Genomic DNA, 20,904 nt, shown 5'->3' on the forward strand with positions numbered 1-20,904 from the left:
ATGCGGATTGCCTGTTGGCAAACGGGCGCTACCCTCACGGTATAGAACGTAGACTGGAATTGTATCGTCTCGCGTCTCACCCCAGGAGCCCATCATGACACACACATTGGCAGCAGTCTTTGAAACCCGTGCCGAGGCCAACCGAGCCAAGGACGAACTGATCCATAGCGGCTATGCCGCCGAGAGCATCACCGTGAGCGACTCCGGCAGCGTGGCCGGCACGCCGCGCATCAACGACAACGAATCCATCCTCAGCACCATCAAGCAGATGTTCAGCCAGTTGCTGGGGCGCGAACATGCGGACCGCCACATCTACGCGGAAGCGCTGAACCGTGGCCACGTGGTGCTGACCATCCAGACCCATGGCATGGAAGCGGCCGACCGCGCGGCCGACATCGTGGAAGACTTCAATCCGCTCGACATCGACGAGCGCGAGACCATGTGGCGCGCCAGCGGCTGGACCGGCGGCGAGACGCAGCGCGGCGGCGCCGGCGCCAGGCAGACCGGCCTGGGCGCGCAGCAAAGCGCGCCGGAGCAGCACGGCATCCGCCAGCGCGAGGAGGCGGTGGACTTCGCCCGTTCCGAGCAGGGTACGCTGACGCAAGGATCGATGCAGCGCGGCGAAACAGTGTCGCCGACGATGACCGGCGTGAACGCGCCGATCTCCGAGCAGAGCACGGTGCAGCGCAGCGGCATGCGCATCTACCCGCGCGACTCGGGCGCGGCCAACCAGGACAGCCTGAACATCCTGCGCGGCGAAGGCGAAGACGTGCTGTATTTCCGCACCCACTGGCAGGACACCTTCTCCTACGGCGGCGGTACGTATCAGGAGTACGATCCGGCCTACCGCTACGGCGAATCGATGGCCGGCAATCCCGGCTACAAGGACAAGCCGTGGGAGGAGGTCGAGCCCGAACTGCGCAGCAATTGGGAAAGCCAGCACGCGCAGTCGAGCTGGGAAAAATTCAAGGATGCGGTGCGCGCCGGCTGGGAGCGGGTGACGAAGTAGCTTGCCGCGTCGGCCCGTTACAGCGCCGCCGTCAACCGGGGCCAGGCGATGTCCCACGCGATGCGTTCCTGTTCCAGCCGCAGCGACTGGCCCAGCGCGTGTCCGCGCAGCGCGTGGTAGACGTCCCGTTCCGCCGCCGTCAGCGTGGACAGATCGGTGGCGGCGCACTGCGATTTTTCCGTCGTGCACAATGGCAGGAAGCGCAGCAGCGTGCGCCGGTCCATCATGACCGAGCGCAGCTGCGGCCAGATGGTCCTGGCACGGTGCAGTATCGCGTAGCCGTGGGTATCGATGTCGCCCCAGTAGTAGCAGGCGGCCGGCGCGATCCACGCCAGCGCGGCCAGCACATCGACGCCATATCCCAGGCCCATGAACGCCACCGCGCCGGGCAGGTCGTGCAGGGCCAGGCCGGTTTGCAGGTTTTCCACGATCAGGACCGTGGATGGTTGCCAGTCCAGGCGCGCCAGCGTCTGCACCGGCGCGCTCACATCGTCCAGGCCGCCCAGCCTGGCGCGCAGTCCTGGGTCCAGCACCCGCATGCGCACGGTCGGCGGCGGCTGCTTCAAGCCACACAGTTCATAGAACTTCCCGCCACCGCCGGCGCCGCCGCGCAGCGCGGCCACCAGTTCGCCCACCACGCCCCGGCGCGACTCCAGCCACTTGCTGTCGATGCCGGGCAGCGGGATCTGGCGCGGATACAGGCCCGATTGCGGATGCGCGGCCAGCCACGCGGCCAACTCCAGCAGGCGCTGGAAGTCAGCGTCGTCATAGTCGGCCAGCACCGGGTAGAGCGTCGCCAGCGGCCAATCGACGGCGGGCCAGCGCGCCGCCAGCAGCGCAAGGCGCATGACGGCGCGTCCCCACCGGTCCTGCTCGCCGATCCAGGCCGCCGCCTGGTCGGGACTGTGCAGCACCAGCGACTCCGGCAATTGCTGGCTGCCCAGCACTTTCCAGCGCCGTTCAGTCCAGCGCAATTCGCCCGCGCCGCGCCAGTGCCGCCAGTTGTCGGCCCAGGCGCGCACGGCGTCCGGCTGGCGCAGGGCCACCGCTTCGGTCGGCGTCCCGAGCGGGATGCTCAAGGGCCAGCCCGAGGCCGGCGCCGCCAGCCAGTCGCGATGCTGGTTCTGATAGCGCCGCGCCAGCCATGTCCGGACCTCATCCGGCAGCTTCAAGCGCCACCTCCATCCCCTGCTCCGGCAGCTTGAGCCGCTGGCGTTGGTCATCGTATTCGATCATCAGCACGCCGGAAATCTTGCGGTCGCGGATGTCGACGAAGCAGGCGCCGCCGATGAACGGTTCCAGCGTCATCACCGACTTGAGCGGCGTGGCGACGATCATCTGGAAGCCGAAGTTGGCGAAGATGTTCATCGCCAGCGCGGTGAATTCGTTGTCGGCCTTGTCGAACGCTTCGTCCAGCACCACCGGCGCATACACCGGCAACGCGTGGTCGCTGCCGCCCAGTTGGTAGCGCAAGGCCGCCGCCAGGCAGGTGGTGGCCAGTTTCTGGCGCTGGCCGCCGGACTTGCCGGCGCCACTCTGGTAGACCTCGACCTCGTTGCCGTCGGTATCGATCTCCCTGCCGATGAATTCCACATGCAGGCGCACGTCCAGCACCGCCTCGCGCCAGCGCCGCTGGTCCGGTTCCTGGCTGGCCAGGTCGTCGACCAGCCGGCGCAGCGCGATGAAGCGGGCCTCGGCCGACTCCCGGTCGCCGCTCCAGGCGTTGCTCAGTGCGCGCTGGATGGCTTGCTTGAAGTCGCGCACCTCGGGCAACTGGCGGTCGGTGGGTTGGATGTGCAGATAGGTGCTCAGATCGGCCGTCTGGTTGAACGGCACCTGGCGCAGGCTGGCGTTGACCAGCTCCATGCGTTCCAGGATGGCTTTGCGGGCGTCGTTCAGGTAGGTCGACAGCGCCGCCAGGTTCTGGTTGCTCTGGTTGTGCAGCAGGTCGAAGAAGCGCTGTTCGTGCGCCGGCAGCCCGTCCGTCTCCAGCCGCGCCAGCTTGGCGAAAAAGTCGGAGGCGGCGGCCAGCGTGGCGTCGAGCCCGTCGGAGTCGGCTTTCCATGTGCGGATGAAATCGGCGAAGCGCGCTTCGATGTCCCGCTCGCATTGCATGCTGTCGCGCTCCAGTGTTTCCACCGTCGCGCCGATCAGCTTGGCGACGGCGCGGTCGGCCTGGTCGACCCTGGCCAGCACCACCGGTTCCGCCAGTCCGCCATACAAGCGGTCCAGCCCCTGCTGCTGGTGCGGTGTCAAGGCCACGATGGACGGATCGTTGCGCAAGCTCTCCAGCAACTGCTGCTGCTCGGCGATCCTGGCCAGCCGGGTGCGGTGGTTGACGTCGGTTTCCCGCAGGCTGTCCTCGGCGGACTTCACCAGGCCGGCCTGTTCGCGCAGGCGGTCGTCGATCTGCTGCAGTTCGGCGTTGCCGTCGCGCAGGGCGCGCAACTGGCGGTCGATGGCGGCGATCCGCTCGGTGGGCGGCAGGCCGTCGATTTCCTGCCATTGCAGGTTGATCAGCGTGTTGCACGACATCAGCCGCTCGGCGCTGCGCTGCATCTGCCGGCGCAGGCTGTCCAGTTCCGTCTCCAGCTGGGCCAGGCGCTGCTGCAACTCGCGCTGCTGCCCCTCGTACAGCGCCAGCTTGTCGCGGTTGTCGAAGCCCAGCACCCAATGGCGGCGATCGTCGACGCTGTGGCGGTCATCCTTTTCGTGACGGGTGCGGCTGTGCTTGACCTGGCCTTCGCGGGTCAGGGCGCGCTCGGGCGCCGCGCGGAAGGCCCGCAGCGACGCCACGCAGGCGTAGTCGTAGCGTTGCCGCAGTTCGGCCTTGAGCCAGGCCGCATGGGCGCCGTCCTTGACGTCGAGCTTGTGCACCAGCGAGTCCGCCCCGAGCATCCTGGTCGTGGCGGACTCGGCGGCGCCGGTGCGGAAGTACACCAGCCGGCGCCCCAGGCTGACATCGTTGAGGTGCTGCGACAGCGCGTTGTAGTGTTCGTTGTCCACCAGGAGCGACAGCGCAAAGCCGTGCAGCACGCGCTCGGCCGCGCCGCGCCATGGCGCCTCGTCGGCCTTGACGTCGATCAGCTCGCCGGCAAAGGGCAGCGCCGCCTCGGCCACGCCGATCGCCTCGGCCAGCGCGCGGCGCAGTTCGAGCATGGGCGCCGGGATGTTGGACGGCTGGCGCCGCAGCGAGGCGATCTCCTGGGTCACGCCGGCCAGCGTGGCGGCGGCGGCGGTGCGCTCGCGGTCGCGCACCAGCAGCGGTTCCTGGTCGGCGCCGGCGGCTTGCCAGTCGGCCACTTCCTGGCGGGCCTGGCCCAGCAAGGCGGCGAAGCCCTGCGGGTTGGGCGGCAGCACCCAGCCGAGCCGGTCGCACGCCTCCTTGGCCTGCTTGCGGCGGCGCAGCCGCTCGGTGCGCTGCGTCTCCAGCGTGTTCCGTTCGTTTTCCAGATGTTCGATCTGGTCGCCGCCGGCGGCGCGGCGCCGGCTCTCCAGGTCGCGCAGCGCGGCGACCCGGTTGTCCAGCGCATCCTGCTGGCGCTGCAGCTGGCCGGCGTAGCCTTCGGCCTCGACCGCCAGCGTGGCCAGGTGATCGGTCAGCAGGCCGATGCGCAACCGCTCGCGGTAGCTGTGCATGCCGGCGCGCAGTTCCTCCTGGCCGGCGCGCTCGAGCCGCAGGCGCCGCAGGTCTTCGTGGCGGACCCGCGCCGGCGCCAGCGTCTGCACTTGCTGGCGCGCGGTGACGACCGCCTGGTGCGCCGCGTTGAGTTCGCCGAATTCGCTGACCAGGCGGTCGGCGACGGCGAAGGTTTCCGGCTTGTCGAGCATGAAGTCGCGCAGGAAGGCGTTGAGGTCGCCAAGATTCTTGGCCGACTGGGTCTTGTGCAGCAGGCGCAGCGCCATCTCGCTGTCGATGCCGAGCAGGCGGCAAAAGCGTTCGCAGTACGGCCGGAACTCGTCGCGCGCATAGGCCTCGGGCAAGGCTTGCTTGAGCTTGCGCACGTCGAAATTGCCGCTGCCGAAATCGTCCAGCTCGCGCAGGTCGAACGGGCGCTCCAGGATCAGGTAGTAGCGCTTGACGTCGGTGTTGCCATTGCTGTTGCCGCGCAGCCAGAACAGCTGCACCAGCACCACGTCCTGCCCCATGGCGTTGCGGTAGTGCAGCGCCAGTGCCGACCAGGTCGTGCCTTCGCGCAGGTAGCGGGTGGCGTATTCGCCGGAGACGGCGTCGCTCTGGGCGGCCCAGGCGCCGCGGATGTAGCTGACCAGGTTGCGGTCGCGGCCGGCGCGGTCGGCTTCGCGCGCGGCGGCGTTGAAGTCGACCCAGCGCGGTGGCACCAGCAGCGCCGAAAAAGCGTCGAGCAGGGTGGACTTGCCGGCGCCGGAGCGGCCGACGATCAGGAAACCGCGCTCGCTGATCGGCACCTCGTGCAGGCCGCCGAAGGTGCCCCAGTTGTAGACCTGCAGCCGCGCCATGCGGAATTGTTCGCGCGATTGTTGGCGCGGGCCTGGCGGCGCCGGCTTGGCGTCGGCGTTCACGCGTCGTCCTCCGTCTCGTCGGCGTCGGCCGGCTGTTTGCCGGGCAGGGCAGTCTCACCGGCGGCCATGCGCTGGTAGAGCTGCGTCAGGCTCTGGATTTCCTCGGCCGAGAACAGCAGCTTGAGCGTGGGCGCGATTTCGTAGCGGTCGTCGCTGGCGCGGATTTTCTGCAGGATGTTGTGTTTCTTGACCTTTTCCACCGAGGCGTGCACGCGCTTGGCGAAGCCGGCGCGGTCGGTGCTGGCGGCGCGCTCGTACAGCGTCAGGTTCTCGACCATCTCCTGGGTGGAGACCACGGCGCGTTCGCCGTGGGCGTCGGCCTGGGTCAGGCGCTGGCGCAGGTACAGGATCAGCACCGAATCGATGAAGGTCAGCTGGGCGCGGCGCAGCAGCAGCGGTACTTCCAGGTCGCCGGTGTCGGCCTGGCGGGTGAAGGCGACCTGCATGTCGCGGTCGATCACCAGTTCGAGGAACAGTTCGGCCAGGCGGCGCTTGACGGCCTGCTCGTCGCGCAGCAGCACCGGCCACAGCTTGGCGTGGCGGCGGCCCTCCAAGGCCGGGCCGGACAGCAGCTGCACCAGTACGCGGCGGGTGTCGAGCGGCAGTTCGCCGCTGTCGCCACCGAACAGCGCGGTGGACGGCGGCGCGCCGTCGGCGGCGGCCATGGCCTCGGCGGGCGGCGCGTAGTCCAGGTCTTCAGACGAGCTCATCGGCGCGTTCTTTCACAAAATAGATGACGGGAATGCGGGCGCTGCGCTGCTGCTGGTCGCCGCCGGTCCAGCTGACCGTTTCGCTGTGGCCGGCGACCAGGCCATGGCGGCTGCCGAGCGCCAGCAGGCCGAGCACGCTGCCCAGGCCCTGGGCGGCGGGGTAGGCGCGCAGCACGTCGGCCACCGAGGCTTGCGAGGCCAGATCGAGCACCGCGCGCACATGGGTTTTGAGGGTGCGGAAATCGATCTCGGACTGCGCCACCAGCTCGCCGACCGATTCCAGGCTGATCGGCGCGGCCTCGCCGGCCCGCATCGTGTCCGGCAGCGCCTGCAGCGCGGGATCGTGCAGCAGCCACTGCGACAGCGAAGCGAGCTTGCTGCTGGTGAGCGTCAGCGCGTAGTGCAGCGTGTCGGTGGCCTTGAGCTCGTCCTTGAGCGCCAGCGCGGCCAGCTGGGCCTGGCGCAGCAACTGGTTGACGCGGCGCTGCTCCAGGAATTCGCGGCTTTGCACGAAGTGCTTCAGGCTGCGGGCGAACGATTGCAGCACGTCGTGCACCAGGCCGCCCTGTTCGAGCAAGGTGCGCGTCAGGCGCAGCAGGAACTTGCGTTCGTGCAGGTCGAGGCCGGCGACGAAGTCGCGCGACAGCAGCTCGTCGAGCGCGCGCTCGAGCGTGGCCGATTGTTCCGGATCGGTCAGCAGGCGCCAGAAGGCGGAGAAGGTGCGGCCGGCCTCGCTGTCGCTGATCAGGTCGATGCCGGCGAACAGCGAGTCGAGCACGTCGCCGCGGTTGCCGTCGCTTTCCATGATGCGCGCGCGCAGGTCGCGGTTGAGCTGCTCGAACTGGTCGCGCACGCGGCGGAAGTCGCCGGCCAGGCCGTCGGCCAGCGTGATGATTTCGCGGGTGCGCTCGAGCGCGGCGTCGCGCGGCAGGATGTGCAGCACGCCCTGTTCGATGGCGGCGATTTCGCGTTCGATGCGCTGCTGCTCGTCGCGCAGCCGGGCGATGCGGCGGGCCTGGTCGGCGTCGGTGTCTTCCGACAGGCGCGCCAGCGCGTCGATGACCAGGCCGAGCCGGCTTTCGGTGGCGGCCGAATGCGGCTTGACCTGGGCCGTGACGAAGCGGATCGCTTCGATGGTCGAGGTCGCCAGTTCGTACTCCTCCTCGGAGGCGCCGGGCGGGTAGCGCCGCGCCAGGTGGCCGTCCGCCAGCCATGCGGCCACATAGGCTTGCGCCGTCTGCGGCCAATCCTCGCCCAGGCCGCGCAGGTGCTCGAGGTCGCGGGCGATGCGCTCGTGGAAAATCGAGGCCGGCAAGGTGCGCTCGCCGTCGTACAGATGCGTCTGCATCAGCGCCAGCGCGACCGGGCCGCTGGGCGCGGCCAGCAGCCGCCACAGCGGTTGCTGGCGCAGGCGGCGGTTGGCGGCGAGGGCTTGGTCGGCTTTCATGGCGTCATTGTAAGGCAGAGGCATGAAAATGGCGGTGCGCCGGGCGTCAAACGGCGCCGGCGCGCCGGTATAATGGCCGTTTGCCCTCTCGCGTGCCTACCATGCCGTCGAACAAGCCCAGCGCCGCCGTCCGCATTGCCGATCTCCCCGCCGCGCCGAAGTCGCGGATGCGCCAGCAATTCAACACCCTGATCAAGAAGCTGGAGAAAGAGCGCACGCTGCTTGCGGCCTGGCAGGAAACCTTGCCGCTGCTGCACACCATCACCGAACAGGAGCTGGCGCCGCTGGGCGCGGCTTTGCGCGCCCACGATCGGCGGATGGTGTTGCTTTGTGACCAGGCTTATGGCCATAAATCCATGGGAGCCCGCAACAAGGAGACGCTGGCGGAGTACATCCGCACCACCGGCTGGGATCTGCTGCAATTTGGCGACGACGAGGAGCTGGACCGTATCGTCGGCAAGTATGACGATTCGCCCTTCGGCCCGCCCGATGCGCAGGACGGCGCCGACCTCAAGACGGAGATGGAAAACCTGTTCGGCGTGGAACTGGAGGACGGCGGCTCGGACGAGGCGGTGATGGCCGCGCTGCACGCCAAGATGGACGAACTGGAACGCCAGGCCGAGGCGCGCTGGCGCCAGGCCGAGGAGAAACAGCGGCAGGCGGAGGAGCGCCGGGCGCAGTCGCCTGGCGCCATCAAGCAGGCCCGGCGCAAGGAGGCCGAAGAGGCGCTGATGAAGCAATCGGTGCGGGAGATCTACCGCAAGCTGGCCAGCGCGCTGCATCCGGACCGCGAGACCGATCCCGCCGAACGCAGCCGCAAGACCGGGTTGATGCAGCGCGTCAATGTGGCCTACCAGAAGAACGACTTGCTTGGCCTGCTGGAGCTGCAGCTGGAGATCGAGCAGATCGACCAGGCCGCCATCGACGGCCTCAGCGACGAGCGCATCGGCCAGTTCAACGCCGTGCTGCGGGCGCAGGTGCGCGAGCTGGAAGGCGACAATATGCATATCGAGACCACCGTGGCGATGGAATGGGAGCTGCCGCTGTACCGGCGCCTGACGCCCGAGGCGGCCTTGCGTGGCGTGCGCGACGAGGTGGCGCAGACGCGGGCGCGGCTGGCCGGCGCGGCGCGCGAGCTGGAGGATCTGCAAGACATCCGGAAGCTGAAGGCGTGGCTCAAGGATTACCGTGACCAGCAGTACGACGAGGACTGGTTTTAACTGACGCGCCACGACGGGCGGGAAATCGGCGCCGGGATCGGCGATAATGGCCTCTTCGCCACTTCCCTGCGAGCCTGAGCGCTCAAGCCGACGCATGCAACTGTACACCCCCGACGATGTGCGCCGCCAGTTCGACAGCACCACCTACGCGCGCGGCGCCGACTACCACCGGCGCGAGCTGGTGATGCAGGCCGGCCATGAGGGCGAGCTGATCAAGGGCAAGGTGCGCGGCAACGCGAGAACCCCGTACCGGCAATCGATCAAGCTGGTCGTGCGCGGCGCCGCCCTGCGTTTCGAGGGGGACTGCAGCTGCCCGATGGCGTACAACTGCAAGCATGTGGTGGCGGTGCTGCTGGCCGCCCGCGAGGCCGCCGCGCCGGCCGCGCAGCCGGCGCTGCCGTATGAGCTGTCGAACTGGCTGGGCACGGTGGCGCTGCACGTGCAGGCCGCGCAGCGCGAGCAGCAGGCGCTGCAGCCGGCCGCCAAGCCGACCTTCCGGCTGATCTACGTGCTGATGCCCGAGCCCGGCGGCCCCCAGCCGCGCCTGTACCTGTGCAAAGGCCGCATCGCCGCCGACGGCGCGATCCGCAGCGCCACCCAGATCAAGGATTTGTACGCCTTCCAGCACTCGCCGCCGGCGTTTATGCGCCAGCAAGACCACGAGCCGGCGCAAACGTTTATCGTCCTGCTGAAAAGCGTCTGGGGCCCGGGCGGGCTGGAACTGGCTGGCGAGAACGTGGGCAAGCTGTTGTCGCAGCTGGAGCAGATGGGCGCGCTGTACCTGGCCGACGACCGGACCGGTTTGCGCGCCGGCTTGCGGCAATTGCAGGCCGGGCCGGCACGCAGCGGCCGCCTGGCCTGGCGCGCCGGCGACGACGGCCATCTGCGCCTGGGCTGGCAGTTCGACGACGGCGCCGCGCCGGATGGCTTGCTGCCGGTGACGCCGGCGCAGTACTTGAGCGGCGGCCGGATCGGACAACTCGATCTGCCGGCGGCGCTGGCGGCATTGCCGATGAAGGCTTGGCTGTCGCTGGTGGCGCGCAGCCCGCGCCTGGCGCCGGCCCAGATGACGGCGTTCGCGCAGGCCATGCAGTCGTCCAGCCTGAACGGTTTGTTGCCGCTGCCGCAACAGGGCGTCAGCGTGCGCAGCGGCGTGCGGCCGCAGGCGGCGTTGACGCTGAGCAGCACGGAGCAGGGCGACTGCGCCCTGCTGGGCTTTGTCTACGACGGCCTGCGCGCCGGCGCCGACCCGCGCGCCGAACTGACCCGCGTCGGCGCGCAGGGCATCGAGCGGATCGAGCGCCACCCGCAGGACGAGGCCGCCGCATGGTCGGCGCTGGACGCGGCCGGTTTCCGGCCGCCGGACGGGGCGCCGGTGCCGGCGGACGCACCGTCCGGCGAACTGCGGCTGGCAACCGATCGCGCCTGGCTGCGGTTCATGGAGGAAGGCTTGCCGCGGCTGCGCGCCGAAGGTTGGCTGATCGAGCTGGCGCCGGGATTCCGCTTTGACCTGAGCGACATCGACGACTGGTATGCGCGCGTGGACGAGGAGCCGGCCGGCGCCGGCCAGGACTGGCTGGACCTGGAGCTGGGCATCGTCGTCCACGGCCAGCCGGTGCCGCTGTTGCCGGTGCTGGTGCAACTGATACGCCAGGCGCCGCGCGACTTCGAGCCTGCCGCGCTGGAGGCGCGCGCCGACGACGAGCCCTTGCTGGCCGCGCTGCCGGACGGCGCCAGGGTGGCGCTGCCGTGGGGGCGCGTCAAACCCATCCTGCGCACGCTGGGCGAACTGTATTTCACCGACCGCATCGGCAATGCGTTGCGCCTGCCGGCGCTCGACCTGGCGCGGCTGGCCGAGCTGGAGGCCGGCGCGCAACTGCGCTGGACCGGCGGCGAGCGCCTGCGCGCGCTGGGCCGCAAGCTGGCCGCGTTCGAGCGCGTGCAGCCGGTGGCGGCCCCGGCCGGTCTGCAGGCCAGTCTGCGTCCCTACCAGTCCGAAGGCCTGGCCTGGATGCAGTTCCTGCGCGAATACGAGCTGGCCGGCATCCTGGCCGACGACATGGGCCTCGGCAAGACCATCCAGACGCTCAGCCATATCCTGACCGAAAAAGAGGCCGGCCGCTTGACGGCGCCGGCGCTGGTGGTCGCGCCGACCAGCCTGATGCCGAACTGGCAGGCGGAGGCCGCGCGCTTCACGCCGGGCTTGCGGGTGCTGGCGCTGACCGGGCCGGAGCGGCTGGGGCGCTTCGGCGACATGGCCGGCGCCGATCTGGTGCTGACCTCGTACGCGCTGCTGCCGCGCGATGAAGAGGCGTTGCGCCGGCAGCCCTTCCACCTGCTGATCCTGGATGAATCGCAGTACATCAAGAACAGCCGCTCCAAGGCGGCGCAGACGGCGGGCCTGCTGCAAGCGCGCCACCGCTTATGCCTGACCGGCACGCCGCTGCAGAACCATCTGGGCGAACTGTGGTCGCAATTCCATTTCCTGATGCCGGGCTTGCTGGGCAGCGAGCAGGCGTTCAACGCCGAGTTCCGCAAGCCGATCGAAAAACTGGGCGACAGCGGGCGCAACGCCCTGCTGATCCGCCGCATCAAGCCCTTCCTGCTGCGGCGGACCAAGGACCTTGTCGCCAAGGAGCTGCCGCCCAAGACGGAAATGGTGCGCATGGTCGACCTGGCCGGCGCCCAGCGCGACCTGTACGAAACGGTGCGGCTGGCGATGGACCGCAAGGTGCGCGATGAGATCGCCCGCAAAGGCGTGGCGCGCAGCCAGATCGTCATCCTGGACGCGCTGCTCAAGCTGCGCCAGGTATGCTGCGATCCGCGCCTGTTGAAGGTGGCCGGCAAGCGCAAGACGGAGGCGCCGTCGGCCAAGCTGCAGGTGCTGATGGAGCTGGTCGACGAATTGCTGGCCGAAGGCCGCAAGCTGCTGGTGTTCTCGCAGTTCACCAGCATGCTGGCCCTGATCGAGGCGGAACTGCAGGCGCGCGCGGTGCCGTATGCCTTGCTGACCGGAGACACCGTCGACCGCGCCGCGCAGGTCGATGCGTTCCAGGGCGGCTTGGTGCCGGTGTTCCTGATCAGCCTGAAGGCGGGCGGCGTCGGCCTGAACCTGACGGCGGCCGACACCGTGATCCACTACGACCCGTGGTGGAATCCGGCGGCGGAGAACCAGGCCACCGACCGCGCCTGGCGCATCGGCCAGGACAAGCCGGTGTTTGTCTACCGGCTGATCGCCAGGGGCACGCTGGAGGAGAAAATCCAGGAGCTGCAACGCACCAAGGCCGGCCTGGCCGACGCGGTGCTGGCCGGCGGCGAGATGCAGGGCTTGCAGATCACGGCGGAGGATTTGCTGGGGGTGTTGTCGGCGGAATGAGGTTCGGTGCAGGCGAATATTCCTGTAGTTGCTGCCCGTTTCCCTGGTGATCTGGATAGAGCAGGGCACCATGCTGTCGTGCATGTTGCTTGAGCTTGTCGTTGGTGACATGGTCCCAATGAATGACGTCGAGCCGGAACAGGATAGGCAGGTCATCCAAGGCGTTCCACAGGTTGCCGAAATCACGCTCGCTCATGGTCGGGGCAAACACGGCAAGATCGATGTCGGATTGTGGGCGATAGGTTCCGGCTGCGCGCGACCCGTAGACCATGACGCTGTCGATAGTCGAATATCGCGAAAATACCTCGCACAGCGAATCGAGGATGGACTCGCTCAGGCCGAAGCGATGAGAGTGTGGCGCTAGTTTGTCCACGTGCTTACCGTCTTTGCCAGCTCGGAAAACAGCTGCGCACCCTGATTCTTGACAAATTGATATACGGCCATCGCTTGCGCTTCGTCGTAGGTGTGGCTGGTCAAATTGCGCATCCTGTGTAATTGACTCCAGCTATTTCCGTCGGCGAGCAGTCCTTGCTCAAGCGCTGCTTGCAAGGTGTCCTTGGCGTTCAGTACCACAATGTCTTTGGTTTCCAGCCATAGCTTGATGGCCTTCCACGCCAACTCATAAGTGAATTTGAAGCGTTGGATAGTCGCGTCTCTGAGAAACGAATTCTCCGGCTGCGCAAGTGCTTCCTCCAACCGGTTGACGGCTGATAGAAAATCGTTGCTGCGCTCGACTAGACGTTTATTCATCGCATTTATGATGGGGACTTGTCTTTTGTATTATAGCCCGAGTACAAAAGTGTACGAACAGCGATATGAATTGCTGCACGTCAAATGGAGGACTACCCGGGAGTGACATCATCGGCAGCCTGTGCGGTACCAATCCGCGATGGATGCCACGATGGAAAAACTGCTGCCTTACTTCGAACGCGAACTGAGCATGCTGCGGCGCACCGGCGCCGAGTTTGCAAGTCGCTACCCCAAGCTGGCGGGCAGTCTGCAAATGCGCGGCGAGACCTGCGCCGATCCGCACGTCGAACGCCTGATCCAGGCCACCGCCTTTCTCAACGCCCGCGTCGCCAAGCTGCTTGACGACGGTTATTCCAATTTCACCGAAGCGCTGCTGGGCATGCTGTACCCGCACTATCTGCGGCCGATTCCTTCCTGCTCCATCGCCCGCCTCGACTACAGCAGCGCCAAGGTCAATGAAATCAGCAGCGTCACCACGCTGCCGCGCGGCACGCAGATGAAGTCGCTGGGCAGCGACAGCGTCGCCTGCCGCTTCCGCACCGTCTACGACATGACGGTGGCGCCGCTGACCATCAGCGCCGCCTGGTTCGAGCCCTACATCCAGGCGCCGTCGACTTTGCCGCTGCCGGGCGAGGCCGGTGCCGCGATCTGCATCACCATCGACAGCTCCGCCGCCGCGCGCGGCTTGGCGAGGTTGGACCTGTCCACCGTGCGCGTCTTCATCGACGGCGAGGCGTCGCTGCGGTCCACCCTGAGGGACGTGCTCTTCATGCGCGCAGCCTGCGCCTGCGTGGAGGCCGACGGCCAGTGGCGCATGCTGGACCGGTTGCCGATCAAGCCGGCCGGATTCGCCGCCGAAGACGCCTTACTGCCAGCCGCGCCCTCGGAGCATGGCGCCTACCGTCTGCTGAGCGAGTACTTCGCCTTCCCTGAGAAATTCGACTTCTTCGACATCGACCTGGCCGCGCTGGTGGCCGCCAGCCCGGCCGGCTGCTCGCGGCTGACGCTGCGCATCGCCCTGGCCGAGCTGCGCCCCGACGCACCGGCCGCGCGCATCCTGCGCACGCTGTCGGACGAGCATCTGGTGCTGGGCTGCACGCCGGTGATCAACCTGTTCACGCAAGCGGCAACGCCGATCCGCATCGACCATCACCGCAGCAGCTATCCGCTGATGCCGGACGAGATGCCGGGTAGCGCCTGCGAAATCTACAGCATCGACGCGGTGCAGCTGCTGCGCAAGACTCCGCAAGGCAGTTCGCTCACCGAGTTCTTCCCCTACTATTCGCTGCGCCACGGCGAGCAGGACAGCCGCAAAGGCCACTACTGGCTCGCCCACCGCGACGAGGATGTGGCCGATGCCGCCGCCGGCCATGAATACACGCTGGCGCTGGTGGACCGCGATTTCTCGCCGCTGACGCTGGACGAGGGCACGGCGTCGGTACGCCTCACCTGCAGCAATCGCAACTTTCCGCATGGCATGCAATACGGCCGCGCGCGCGGCGACCTCGGCACCGAGGCGGCCGCCGGCAGCTTCCCGATCCGCCTGCTGAGGCGGCCGACGCTGTCCTACCGCCAGGCCAGCGGCGGCAATCAATGGGGCCTCATCACGCAGCTGGCCTTGAACCACCGCTCGCTGACGCAGGAGGGATTGCCGGCGCTGACCGCGATGCTGCGCCTGTACGCCCAGCAGGACAGCGCCGTTTCGCAACGGCAGATCGACGGCGTCATGGCGCTGTCGCAGCGGCCGGCCACCGCGTGGGTGCGGCAGGCGCGCGGCAGCGCCTATCTGCGCGGCGTGGAAGTGCGGGTCTCGCTGGACGAGGAGGCGTATGCCGGCAGCGGTGTGCACGCCTTCGCGCAGGTGCTCGATCACCTGTTCGGACTGCACGTGCATTTGAATAGCTTCACGCAACTGGTGGTGCTGTCCCACGTGAACGGAAAGGAGTTGCTGCGATGCCTGCCCCGCAACGGCGCACTGACGCTGGCTTGATCGACGCACTGCTGGCGGAGCCGCAAGGCTTCGAGTTCTTCCAGGCGGTGCGCCTGGTCGAGCAGGCGCAGCCGCCGCGCCGGCTGCGCTATCGCAACCGGCTGTCGCTGGCGTTCCCGCCGAACCAGATCGAGAACGTCAGCGACGACGGCGACGACCTGATCCGCCTGACGCCCGCCTTCATGGGCCTGCTGGGCAGCCACGGCGCGCTGCCGCTGCACTACTCGGAGCGCATCAGCCGTCACGAGAGGACCAGCAACGACGGCGGCCCGCGCGCCTTCCTGGACATGCTGTCGCACCGGTCGCTGTGCATGTTCTACCAGGCGTGGGCCAGGCACCGGCCGGAATGCATGACGGCGGCGGATGGCAGCGACGGTTTTCTCGCGATGCTGCTTGCACTGTCCGGTGCGGCTCCCGACGGATCGGTCGAGCGCGAGACGCTGGCGCGCTACGCGATGCAGATCCGCAGCCGCAGCGTGTCGGCGCCGCTGATGGCGGGGATCTACTCGGAATACTTCAACGTGCGCTTTGTGGTGGAGCAGCTGGTCGGGCAGTGGCAGGCGCTGCCGGCCGCGGATCAGGCGCGGCTGGGCAAGGCCCATGTCGACCTGGGCGCGGGCGTGCTGCTGGGCGAGCGCATCTACGGTTGCGACGCGCGCGTGCGCCTGCGCATCGGTCCGCTGGACCGGGCGGCCTACGAGGATTTCCTGCCCGGCCACAGCGCCGCGCGGCGGCTGGAGGCGATGCTCGGCCTGCACTGCGGCGTGGGCATGACGTATGAAGTGCATCTGATCCAGCGGGCCGAGGATGTGCGCGCGCCGAGCCTGGATGGCGGATGCAGGCTGGGCGTCAATGCCTGCCTGGTTGACGGGCCGCCAAGCGAGGACCGCGAAGAACTGATGTACCTGCTGCATACCTGAGGAGCGATTGTGGAAAGCGATAGTGATTTCTTCAGCTTCATGGGCCTGGCCAAGGAACTGGTGGCCAGCAACCGGCCGCTGCGCCTGCGGCTGGATCTGCCCGGCGGCGTCAACGACGACATGCTGCTGCCGCAGCGGGTGTTCGGCTCGGAGACCTTGTGCGGCGGCATCGAGTATCGCGTGCTGTGCGTCTCGTCCGACGCCTATCTGCCGCTGAAGCAAATGATCGCCGTGCCGGCCGCGCTGGAATTCGTCACCGATGTGGGCGACTTGCGCAGCGTTTGCGGCATCATCACCGAGGCGAGCTCGGGCGACAGCGACGGCGGCCTGGCCAGCTACCAGCTGGTGCTGCGCGACGCGCTGGCCGTACTGGAAAAACGCAGCAACACGCGCGTGTTCCGCAACATGAACGAGGTGGAGATCGTCCAGCGCATCCTCAACGAGTGGCGGCAGAAGAATTCCACGCTCGGCGTCTGCTTCAAGCACGAGGTGGACGAATGCTTCCACCAGCGCGAATATCCACAGCGCGAGTTCACCATGCAGCACAACGAATCGGATGCCGCCTTCATCCGCCGCTTGCTGAAGCGGCGCGGCATAGGCTGGTACGTGCGCGCGCAGGGCGGCGAGTATCCGGTGCATACGCTGGTACTGTTCAACAACGCCGACATGCTGCGCCAGAACGCCGCCGGCACCATCCGCTATCACCGCGACGCCGCCACCGAGCAGCGCGACACGATCACCTCCTGGAGCGCGGTGCGCAGCCTGCAACCGGGCACGGTGACGCGGCACAGCTGGGACTATCGCAATTCGCAAGGACGCGACTTCATGATGATGGACGCCAGCAGCGGCGTGAACCAGGGCGTGAACGGCAACGAGCTGGCCGCCAGCCTGGACGACTATCAAATCCTGGCGCCGCACGCGGGAAGCGACAACGAGGACCTGTGCCGCCTGGGCAAGCTGCGCATGCAGAGGCACGATTACGAAACGAAATGCTTCCACGGCGAAGGCAGCGTGCGCGATCTGTGCGCGGGGGAGTACTTCACGCTGGCCGAGCATCCCGAGGTTGACCAGCATCCGGCCGAGGAAAGGGATTTTGTCGTCACGGCCTTGCAGGTGAACGCGCAGAACAACCTGCCCAAGGCGCTGGCGGCGCGCGTGGAGCGCCTGTTCGCCCGCAGCCGCTGGATGCAGGGCGCGCAGGAGTTGCAGATGCAGAGGGACGTGGCGGACAAGGTGGCATCGGGACCGCTGCGCATGCATATTCAGTTCACGGCGGTGCGGCGTGGGGTGATCATCGTGCCGGCTTACGATCCGCGCACGGATTTGCCGCAGGCGCTGATGCAAAGCGCGATCGTTGTCGGGCCGGAAGGGGAGGAGGTGCATTGTGACCAGATGGGGCGGGTGAAGATACGCTTTCCTGGCACCCGCGCGGCGGACCACGAGCGGGCCGCCGGCATCGGCGCATCCGATTCCGATAGGGATTCGGCCTGGGTGCGCGTGGCGTCGAACTGGGCCGGCAACGGTCCTGGCAGCCTTGAACAATGCGGCACCATCGGCTTGCCGCGCATCGGTACTGAAGTGCTGGTCAACTTCCTTGGCGGCGACCCGGACAAGCCGGTGATCGTCGGGCAGCTCTACAACCAGCAAGCGCAGCCAGTTGCGTTGAGCAATAGGGGAGATCTACCAGGCAACCGCTACCTTTCTGGCATACGGAGTCGTGAAGTGAAAGGTGCTGGCGCCAATCAGCTACGATTTGACGATACGAACGGCCAGATTAGTACACAGCTGGCGAGCGATCACGGCGCAAGCCAGTTGAATCTCGGCTGGCTATCCCAACCAAGGGCCTCCGGGCAAGCTGATCAACGCGGATCTGGCGCTGAACTACGCAGCGATATGAACGTGGCGGTGCGAGGCATACAGGGCGTCCTCATCACCGCTGAGTCTGGCGATGCTGTGACGGGAAAGCACCTTGAACGATCTGAACTAATCAGCATTGCAGAAGGCTTGCAAAAGCTGGTCTCTCAGTTAAGTGAACAGGCAGAGCAGCATGCCGGCGACCAAGCGCAAAGCAAAGATCTGGCAAACCTGATTGAGAAGCTGAAGAAACTTGACGATGGTGGCGCACCTCTTGTTGCACTGAGCGGCCCGGCGGGGCTGATCTGCACTAGCAACAAAAATGTCGCAATAGGTGCCGCCACTACAATCGATATCGTCAGTGCTTCCGCGATATCTCTGGCATCCGGTGAGACGGCGTCAATACGCTCTGTGCAGGGCATGAGCTTTTTCGCAAATGAAGGCGATATCAAGGTGACAGCGGCAAGTGGCAAGGTTGCCCTACAAGCTCAAGACGACCAGTTGCAGGTGCTGGCCAAGAAGGTGGTGGAGATCATCAGTAATACCGATTGGATCACCATCAAGGCAAAGAAGGGCGTGCGTCTCAATGGCGGCGGCACGGAGCTGGAATTAAGCGCAGCTGGAATCAAGGGCTACACCGCAGGAAAGCATGAGATGTACGCGGCAGATCATCAAACGTTCCCCGGACAAAACCGAAATATCTCATTTCTTGGAGATAAGGTGCCGCACAAGATTTGTGTGCCGTGCCTACTGATCGCAGCCGATGCCCACAGCCCATTTGCCAAATCCGGAACTTAGCTATGGTCTCCACTTATATTCTCATCGATACGACTTTGATTGGCTACCCCAAGGATAAGCCGTGGACAAGGAAGCCTCGCAAACTAAGCTGGCTCGCTGCGTTCTACGAGCGGGATGCGATAACAGTCAGCCCGATTTTGATTGATATCGAACGCGCCAGTTTTTGCAATCGCCTTGATGCTGTGATGATGATGGTTAATGCTATGCGCCCGCAGTTGGGGATCTCTTTCATCGAGACGGAGCTCACGTTGCCCGAGCTTCAGGAGCATCTTCGCCAGTTCATCTATGTCAAGACAGAAGACAACATGGAGCTGACATTGCGATTCGCGGACTGTGCGGTGCTGGCAGCACTATCCGTGAGCTTGACCGGTGAACAATGGTCGGCAATCGTGGCACCGTTTGAACGTTGGAAAATTCACGGACGCGACGGGAAATTGAAATCGCTCCCGATCCTGAAATCGGATACGCCACTGGCGACACCTTTATTGCTGAGTGACGGCCAAATAGCATCCCTGAAAAGCGCCATGAGCGTGGATCAGCTGCTTGCGAATTTGCGCAAGATGCGACCAGCCCAGTCCTACGATTACTCGACTTTGAAATCGTACGAGTACGCTGAGCAGGCACGCCAGATATGGTTCTCTGTGGGACACAAGGAAGATACAGATCTCCTGCTATTTGCTCGTGACGTATTTGATACCGATGGAAAACTGTTGCTACAGCCCAGTTTGACGAAAGTGCTTGAGCAACCTGATCCCGTCTTGCGGCGCAAGGAATTGCACCGTATGGCCAGTCTTTATCCAAGGGGAGGTTGAGAGGATGAAAAAGTACGTACGCCGTTCCCTGCTTGTTCTAGTCACTGGCGTCACGCTCTACGTTGGATACGCCGCGTATCGCTCATCTTTTCCTGAAGAAGAGGTTGTTCCGGCCGTTGTTGTTGGAGTTCAGCATCTCGGTCCTGACCACCTCATATCAGAATTTTATGTAAATAAATACGGTGGAACTGGCGTTGGACGGGAAGGGGGCGGAGGAGGAGAAATTTGTTGCATTGTAATTCCCTCTAAATGGCGCCCAGGTCTTATCGTCGAAGTCAGATGGAAGGTAGAAGGCTGGCCATCAGAAAACCGCAAAGAAGTAGACGCTGGAAAATTTGAGAGCGTCACGACGAGGGGTATGTATATCGCGAAAGTGCCGTTGGAAAAATACGAAAACGAAAGATCGGGTGATGTGTATGTTCATTTTTTTCCGAAAGGTAGGGTTCGTGTCGTATCCACACTGTATTCGGTTTTGAGTACAGCACATCCAGTACGGTATGGTCCGGTCGATCGAGACCTAATGGCAACCGCCGGCTGGCCCATCAAGGAAATGTTTACTCAAGCGGAGTTAGATGAAGCGGACCGGAGGAGAAACAAATGGCAATGAACGAGGTAACGGGAAAATTTGACGTCATTAGAGCTGCGCTCGTACAAGACCTGAAACCCCAAAATTAGCGAGCTGTACCACGAGTGCCGAGACGTTGCCTACGATGGTGAAAAGGCGCTGCGACTGAAATTCTCTTGTCAACGTAGGCGATCAGAGGAGGCTTGAGCAACCTGATACTGTCGTGCGACGCAAGGGCATGCACCGTCTGGACAGTCTTCATTTTAGAGAAGGTTGAGAAATGAAAAAGTATGTACTTCGCTCCCTGCTTGTTTTAGTCACAGGCGTCATGCTCTATGTTGGATACTCCGAGTATCGTTCTTCTCGCGAAGATGAGTTTGTTCCTACCGATATTGTCGGAGTTCAGCATCTCGGCCATAACTTCAATATTACAGATTTTTATGTGAATAAATACAGTGGCACTAACGTTGGGCGGGAGGGGGGCGGTGGCGGGTCGGTGTGCTGCGTGATCATTCCTGTGCGGTGGCGTCCGGGTCTTATCGTTGAAGTTAGATGGAAGGTAGCAGATTGGTCGAACGAAAATCGCACGGAAATAGCGGCCGGAAACTTCAAAAGCGTTACGACGAAGGGACCGTATATCGCAAGAGTTCCAGTGGAAAAATATGAAACCCCAGGTAATCTGTATGTCCACTTTTTTCCGAGAGGTAGGGTGCGTGTCCGGAGCGTGTCAATGAATTTGAAACACCTTGTTGAATTGGTGAGAGTCTAAATCTCGGCTTTTTTTGGCAGCGTTTTTCTCCATTATCGGCGGGTTGATCCATGCAGCTGTCGGCAGTTTCTGTGGTTGCGGCATGCGGTGTTTGAAGCGGTTCGGCGTGCGCTGGAAGGCGCCGGCCAGCGTGGCTTGTCGT

15 protein-coding genes and 1 pseudogene are annotated in these 20,904 nt (G+C 65.3%); 9 read left to right on the forward strand and 7 right to left on the reverse strand.

The window, feature by feature from the left end:
• Positions 1-94 precede the first annotated feature (94 nt).
• Positions 95-1,009: a hypothetical protein gene (locus KVP70_RS30340; protein WP_217946109.1), complete on the forward strand. Its 915-nt coding sequence runs from the start codon at positions 95-97 to the stop codon at positions 1,007-1,009.
• Positions 1,010-1,026: 17 nt separating this feature from the next.
• Here the strand turns inward: KVP70_RS30340 and KVP70_RS30345 are convergent, their stop codons facing one another.
• From KVP70_RS30345 to KVP70_RS30360, 4 genes are read right to left on the reverse strand one after another with little or no spacing between them, the layout of a single operon-like run.
• Positions 1,027-2,181, reverse strand: a complete 1,155-nt coding sequence (locus tag KVP70_RS30345; protein WP_217946110.1) for a DUF3322 domain-containing protein — start codon at positions 2,179-2,181, stop codon at positions 1,027-1,029.
• Entirely contained in the window at positions 2,165-5,488 is a 3,324-nt protein-coding gene (locus KVP70_RS30350; RefSeq protein WP_217946124.1) for an ATP-binding protein, read from the reverse strand. Before KVP70_RS30350 ends, KVP70_RS30345 begins: the two co-directional genes overlap by 17 nt.
• Before the next feature lie 59 nt (positions 5,489-5,547).
• A complete protein-coding gene (locus tag KVP70_RS30355) occupies positions 5,548-6,261 on the reverse strand; it encodes a DUF4194 domain-containing protein (protein WP_217946111.1) in 714 nt (237 codons plus the stop codon).
• The gene (locus tag KVP70_RS30360; protein WP_217946112.1) at positions 6,248-7,708 is read right to left on the reverse strand and encodes a DUF3375 domain-containing protein; all 1,461 of its coding nucleotides are present in this window, start codon (positions 7,706-7,708) and stop codon (positions 6,248-6,250) included. The genes KVP70_RS30355 and KVP70_RS30360 overlap by 14 nt, the downstream gene beginning before the upstream one ends.
• A gap of 101 nt (positions 7,709-7,809) precedes the next feature.
• Between KVP70_RS30360 and KVP70_RS30365 the strand changes: the two genes are divergently transcribed.
• Both KVP70_RS30365 and KVP70_RS30370 read left to right on the forward strand, forming a co-directional pair.
• A complete protein-coding gene (locus KVP70_RS30365; RefSeq protein WP_217946113.1) occupies positions 7,810-8,928 on the forward strand; it encodes a J domain-containing protein in 1,119 nt (372 codons plus the stop codon).
• A 94-nt stretch (positions 8,929-9,022) separates the two neighbouring features.
• Entirely contained in the window at positions 9,023-12,304 is a 3,282-nt protein-coding gene (locus KVP70_RS30370; RefSeq protein WP_229225194.1) for a DEAD/DEAH box helicase, read from the forward strand.
• On the opposite strand, the gene KVP70_RS30375 is transcribed toward KVP70_RS30370, so the two are convergent.
• Both KVP70_RS30375 and KVP70_RS30380 read right to left on the reverse strand, forming a co-directional pair.
• Entirely contained in the window at positions 12,264-12,677 is a 414-nt protein-coding gene (locus KVP70_RS30375; protein WP_217946115.1) for a nucleotidyltransferase domain-containing protein, read from the reverse strand. The genes KVP70_RS30370 and KVP70_RS30375 overlap by 41 nt on opposite strands.
• Positions 12,665-13,054, reverse strand: coding sequence for an HI0074 family nucleotidyltransferase substrate-binding subunit (locus KVP70_RS30380; protein WP_217946116.1), 390 nt, complete (start codon positions 13,052-13,054; stop codon positions 12,665-12,667). The genes KVP70_RS30375 and KVP70_RS30380 overlap by 13 nt, the downstream gene beginning before the upstream one ends.
• A 151-nt stretch (positions 13,055-13,205) precedes the next feature.
• Between KVP70_RS30380 and tssF the strand changes: the two genes are divergently transcribed.
• From tssF to KVP70_RS35435, 6 genes are all read left to right on the forward strand, one after another.
• On the forward strand, positions 13,206-15,044 hold the full coding sequence (gene tssF / locus KVP70_RS30385; protein ID WP_217946117.1) for a type VI secretion system baseplate subunit TssF: 1,839 nt from the start codon (positions 13,206-13,208) through the stop codon (positions 15,042-15,044).
• On the forward strand, positions 15,008-15,964 hold the full coding sequence (gene tssG / locus KVP70_RS30390; protein ID WP_217946118.1) for a type VI secretion system baseplate subunit TssG: 957 nt from the start codon (positions 15,008-15,010) through the stop codon (positions 15,962-15,964). Before tssF ends, tssG begins: the two co-directional genes overlap by 37 nt.
• 9 nt (positions 15,965-15,973) lie before the next feature.
• Positions 15,974-18,616 (forward strand): type VI secretion system Vgr family protein, encoded by a 2,643-nt coding sequence (locus KVP70_RS30395; RefSeq protein WP_262311808.1) that lies wholly within the window; start codon positions 15,974-15,976, stop codon positions 18,614-18,616.
• A gap of 2 nt (positions 18,617-18,618) precedes the next feature.
• Complete coding sequence (locus KVP70_RS30400; protein WP_217946119.1) at positions 18,619-19,428, forward strand: DUF4123 domain-containing protein; 810 nt, start codon at positions 18,619-18,621, stop codon at positions 19,426-19,428.
• A 4-nt stretch (positions 19,429-19,432) separates the two neighbouring features.
• Positions 19,433-20,035 (forward strand): DUF3304 domain-containing protein, encoded by a 603-nt coding sequence (locus tag KVP70_RS30405; RefSeq protein WP_217946120.1) that lies wholly within the window; start codon positions 19,433-19,435, stop codon positions 20,033-20,035.
• A 286-nt stretch (positions 20,036-20,321) separates the two neighbouring features.
• A complete protein-coding gene (locus tag KVP70_RS35435) occupies positions 20,322-20,762 on the forward strand; it encodes a DUF3304 domain-containing protein (RefSeq protein WP_369698898.1) in 441 nt (146 codons plus the stop codon).
• Here KVP70_RS35435 and KVP70_RS30415 read toward each other — a convergent pair.
• A pseudogene (locus tag KVP70_RS30415) lies at positions 20,721-20,904 on the reverse strand (hypothetical protein); the annotation flags it as partial. The gene KVP70_RS35435 and the pseudogene KVP70_RS30415 overlap by 42 nt on opposite strands.

The organism is Duganella violaceipulchra (assembly GCF_019166075.1).
GTDB classification, from domain to species: Bacteria; Pseudomonadota; Gammaproteobacteria; order Burkholderiales; family Burkholderiaceae_D; genus Rugamonas; species Rugamonas violaceipulchra.

Coding starts and splice junctions, on each gene's coding strand:
- KVP70_RS30355 (WP_217946111.1), bottom strand. CDS start 6,261: ATGAGCTCGTCTGAAGACCTGGACTACGCGCCGCCCGCCGAGGCCATG.
- KVP70_RS30365 (WP_217946113.1), top strand. CDS start 7,810: ATGCCGTCGAACAAGCCCAGCGCCGCCGTCCGCATTGCCGATCTCCCC.
- tssG (WP_217946118.1), top strand. CDS start 15,008: ATGCCTGCCCCGCAACGGCGCACTGACGCTGGCTTGATCGACGCACTG.
- KVP70_RS30405 (WP_217946120.1), top strand. CDS start 19,433: ATGAAAAAGTACGTACGCCGTTCCCTGCTTGTTCTAGTCACTGGCGTC.
- KVP70_RS30360 (WP_217946112.1), bottom strand. CDS start 7,708: ATGAAAGCCGACCAAGCCCTCGCCGCCAACCGCCGCCTGCGCCAGCAA.
- KVP70_RS30350 (WP_217946124.1), bottom strand. CDS start 5,488: ATGGCGCGGCTGCAGGTCTACAACTGGGGCACCTTCGGCGGCCTGCAC.
- tssF (WP_217946117.1), top strand. CDS start 13,206: ATGGAAAAACTGCTGCCTTACTTCGAACGCGAACTGAGCATGCTGCGG.
- KVP70_RS30370 (WP_229225194.1), top strand. CDS start 9,023: ATGCAACTGTACACCCCCGACGATGTGCGCCGCCAGTTCGACAGCACC.
- KVP70_RS35435 (WP_369698898.1), top strand. CDS start 20,322: ATGCTCTATGTTGGATACTCCGAGTATCGTTCTTCTCGCGAAGATGAG.
- KVP70_RS30340 (WP_217946109.1), top strand. CDS start 95: ATGACACACACATTGGCAGCAGTCTTTGAAACCCGTGCCGAGGCCAAC.
- KVP70_RS30400 (WP_217946119.1), top strand. CDS start 18,619: ATGGTCTCCACTTATATTCTCATCGATACGACTTTGATTGGCTACCCC.
- KVP70_RS30380 (WP_217946116.1), bottom strand. CDS start 13,054: ATGAATAAACGTCTAGTCGAGCGCAGCAACGATTTTCTATCAGCCGTC.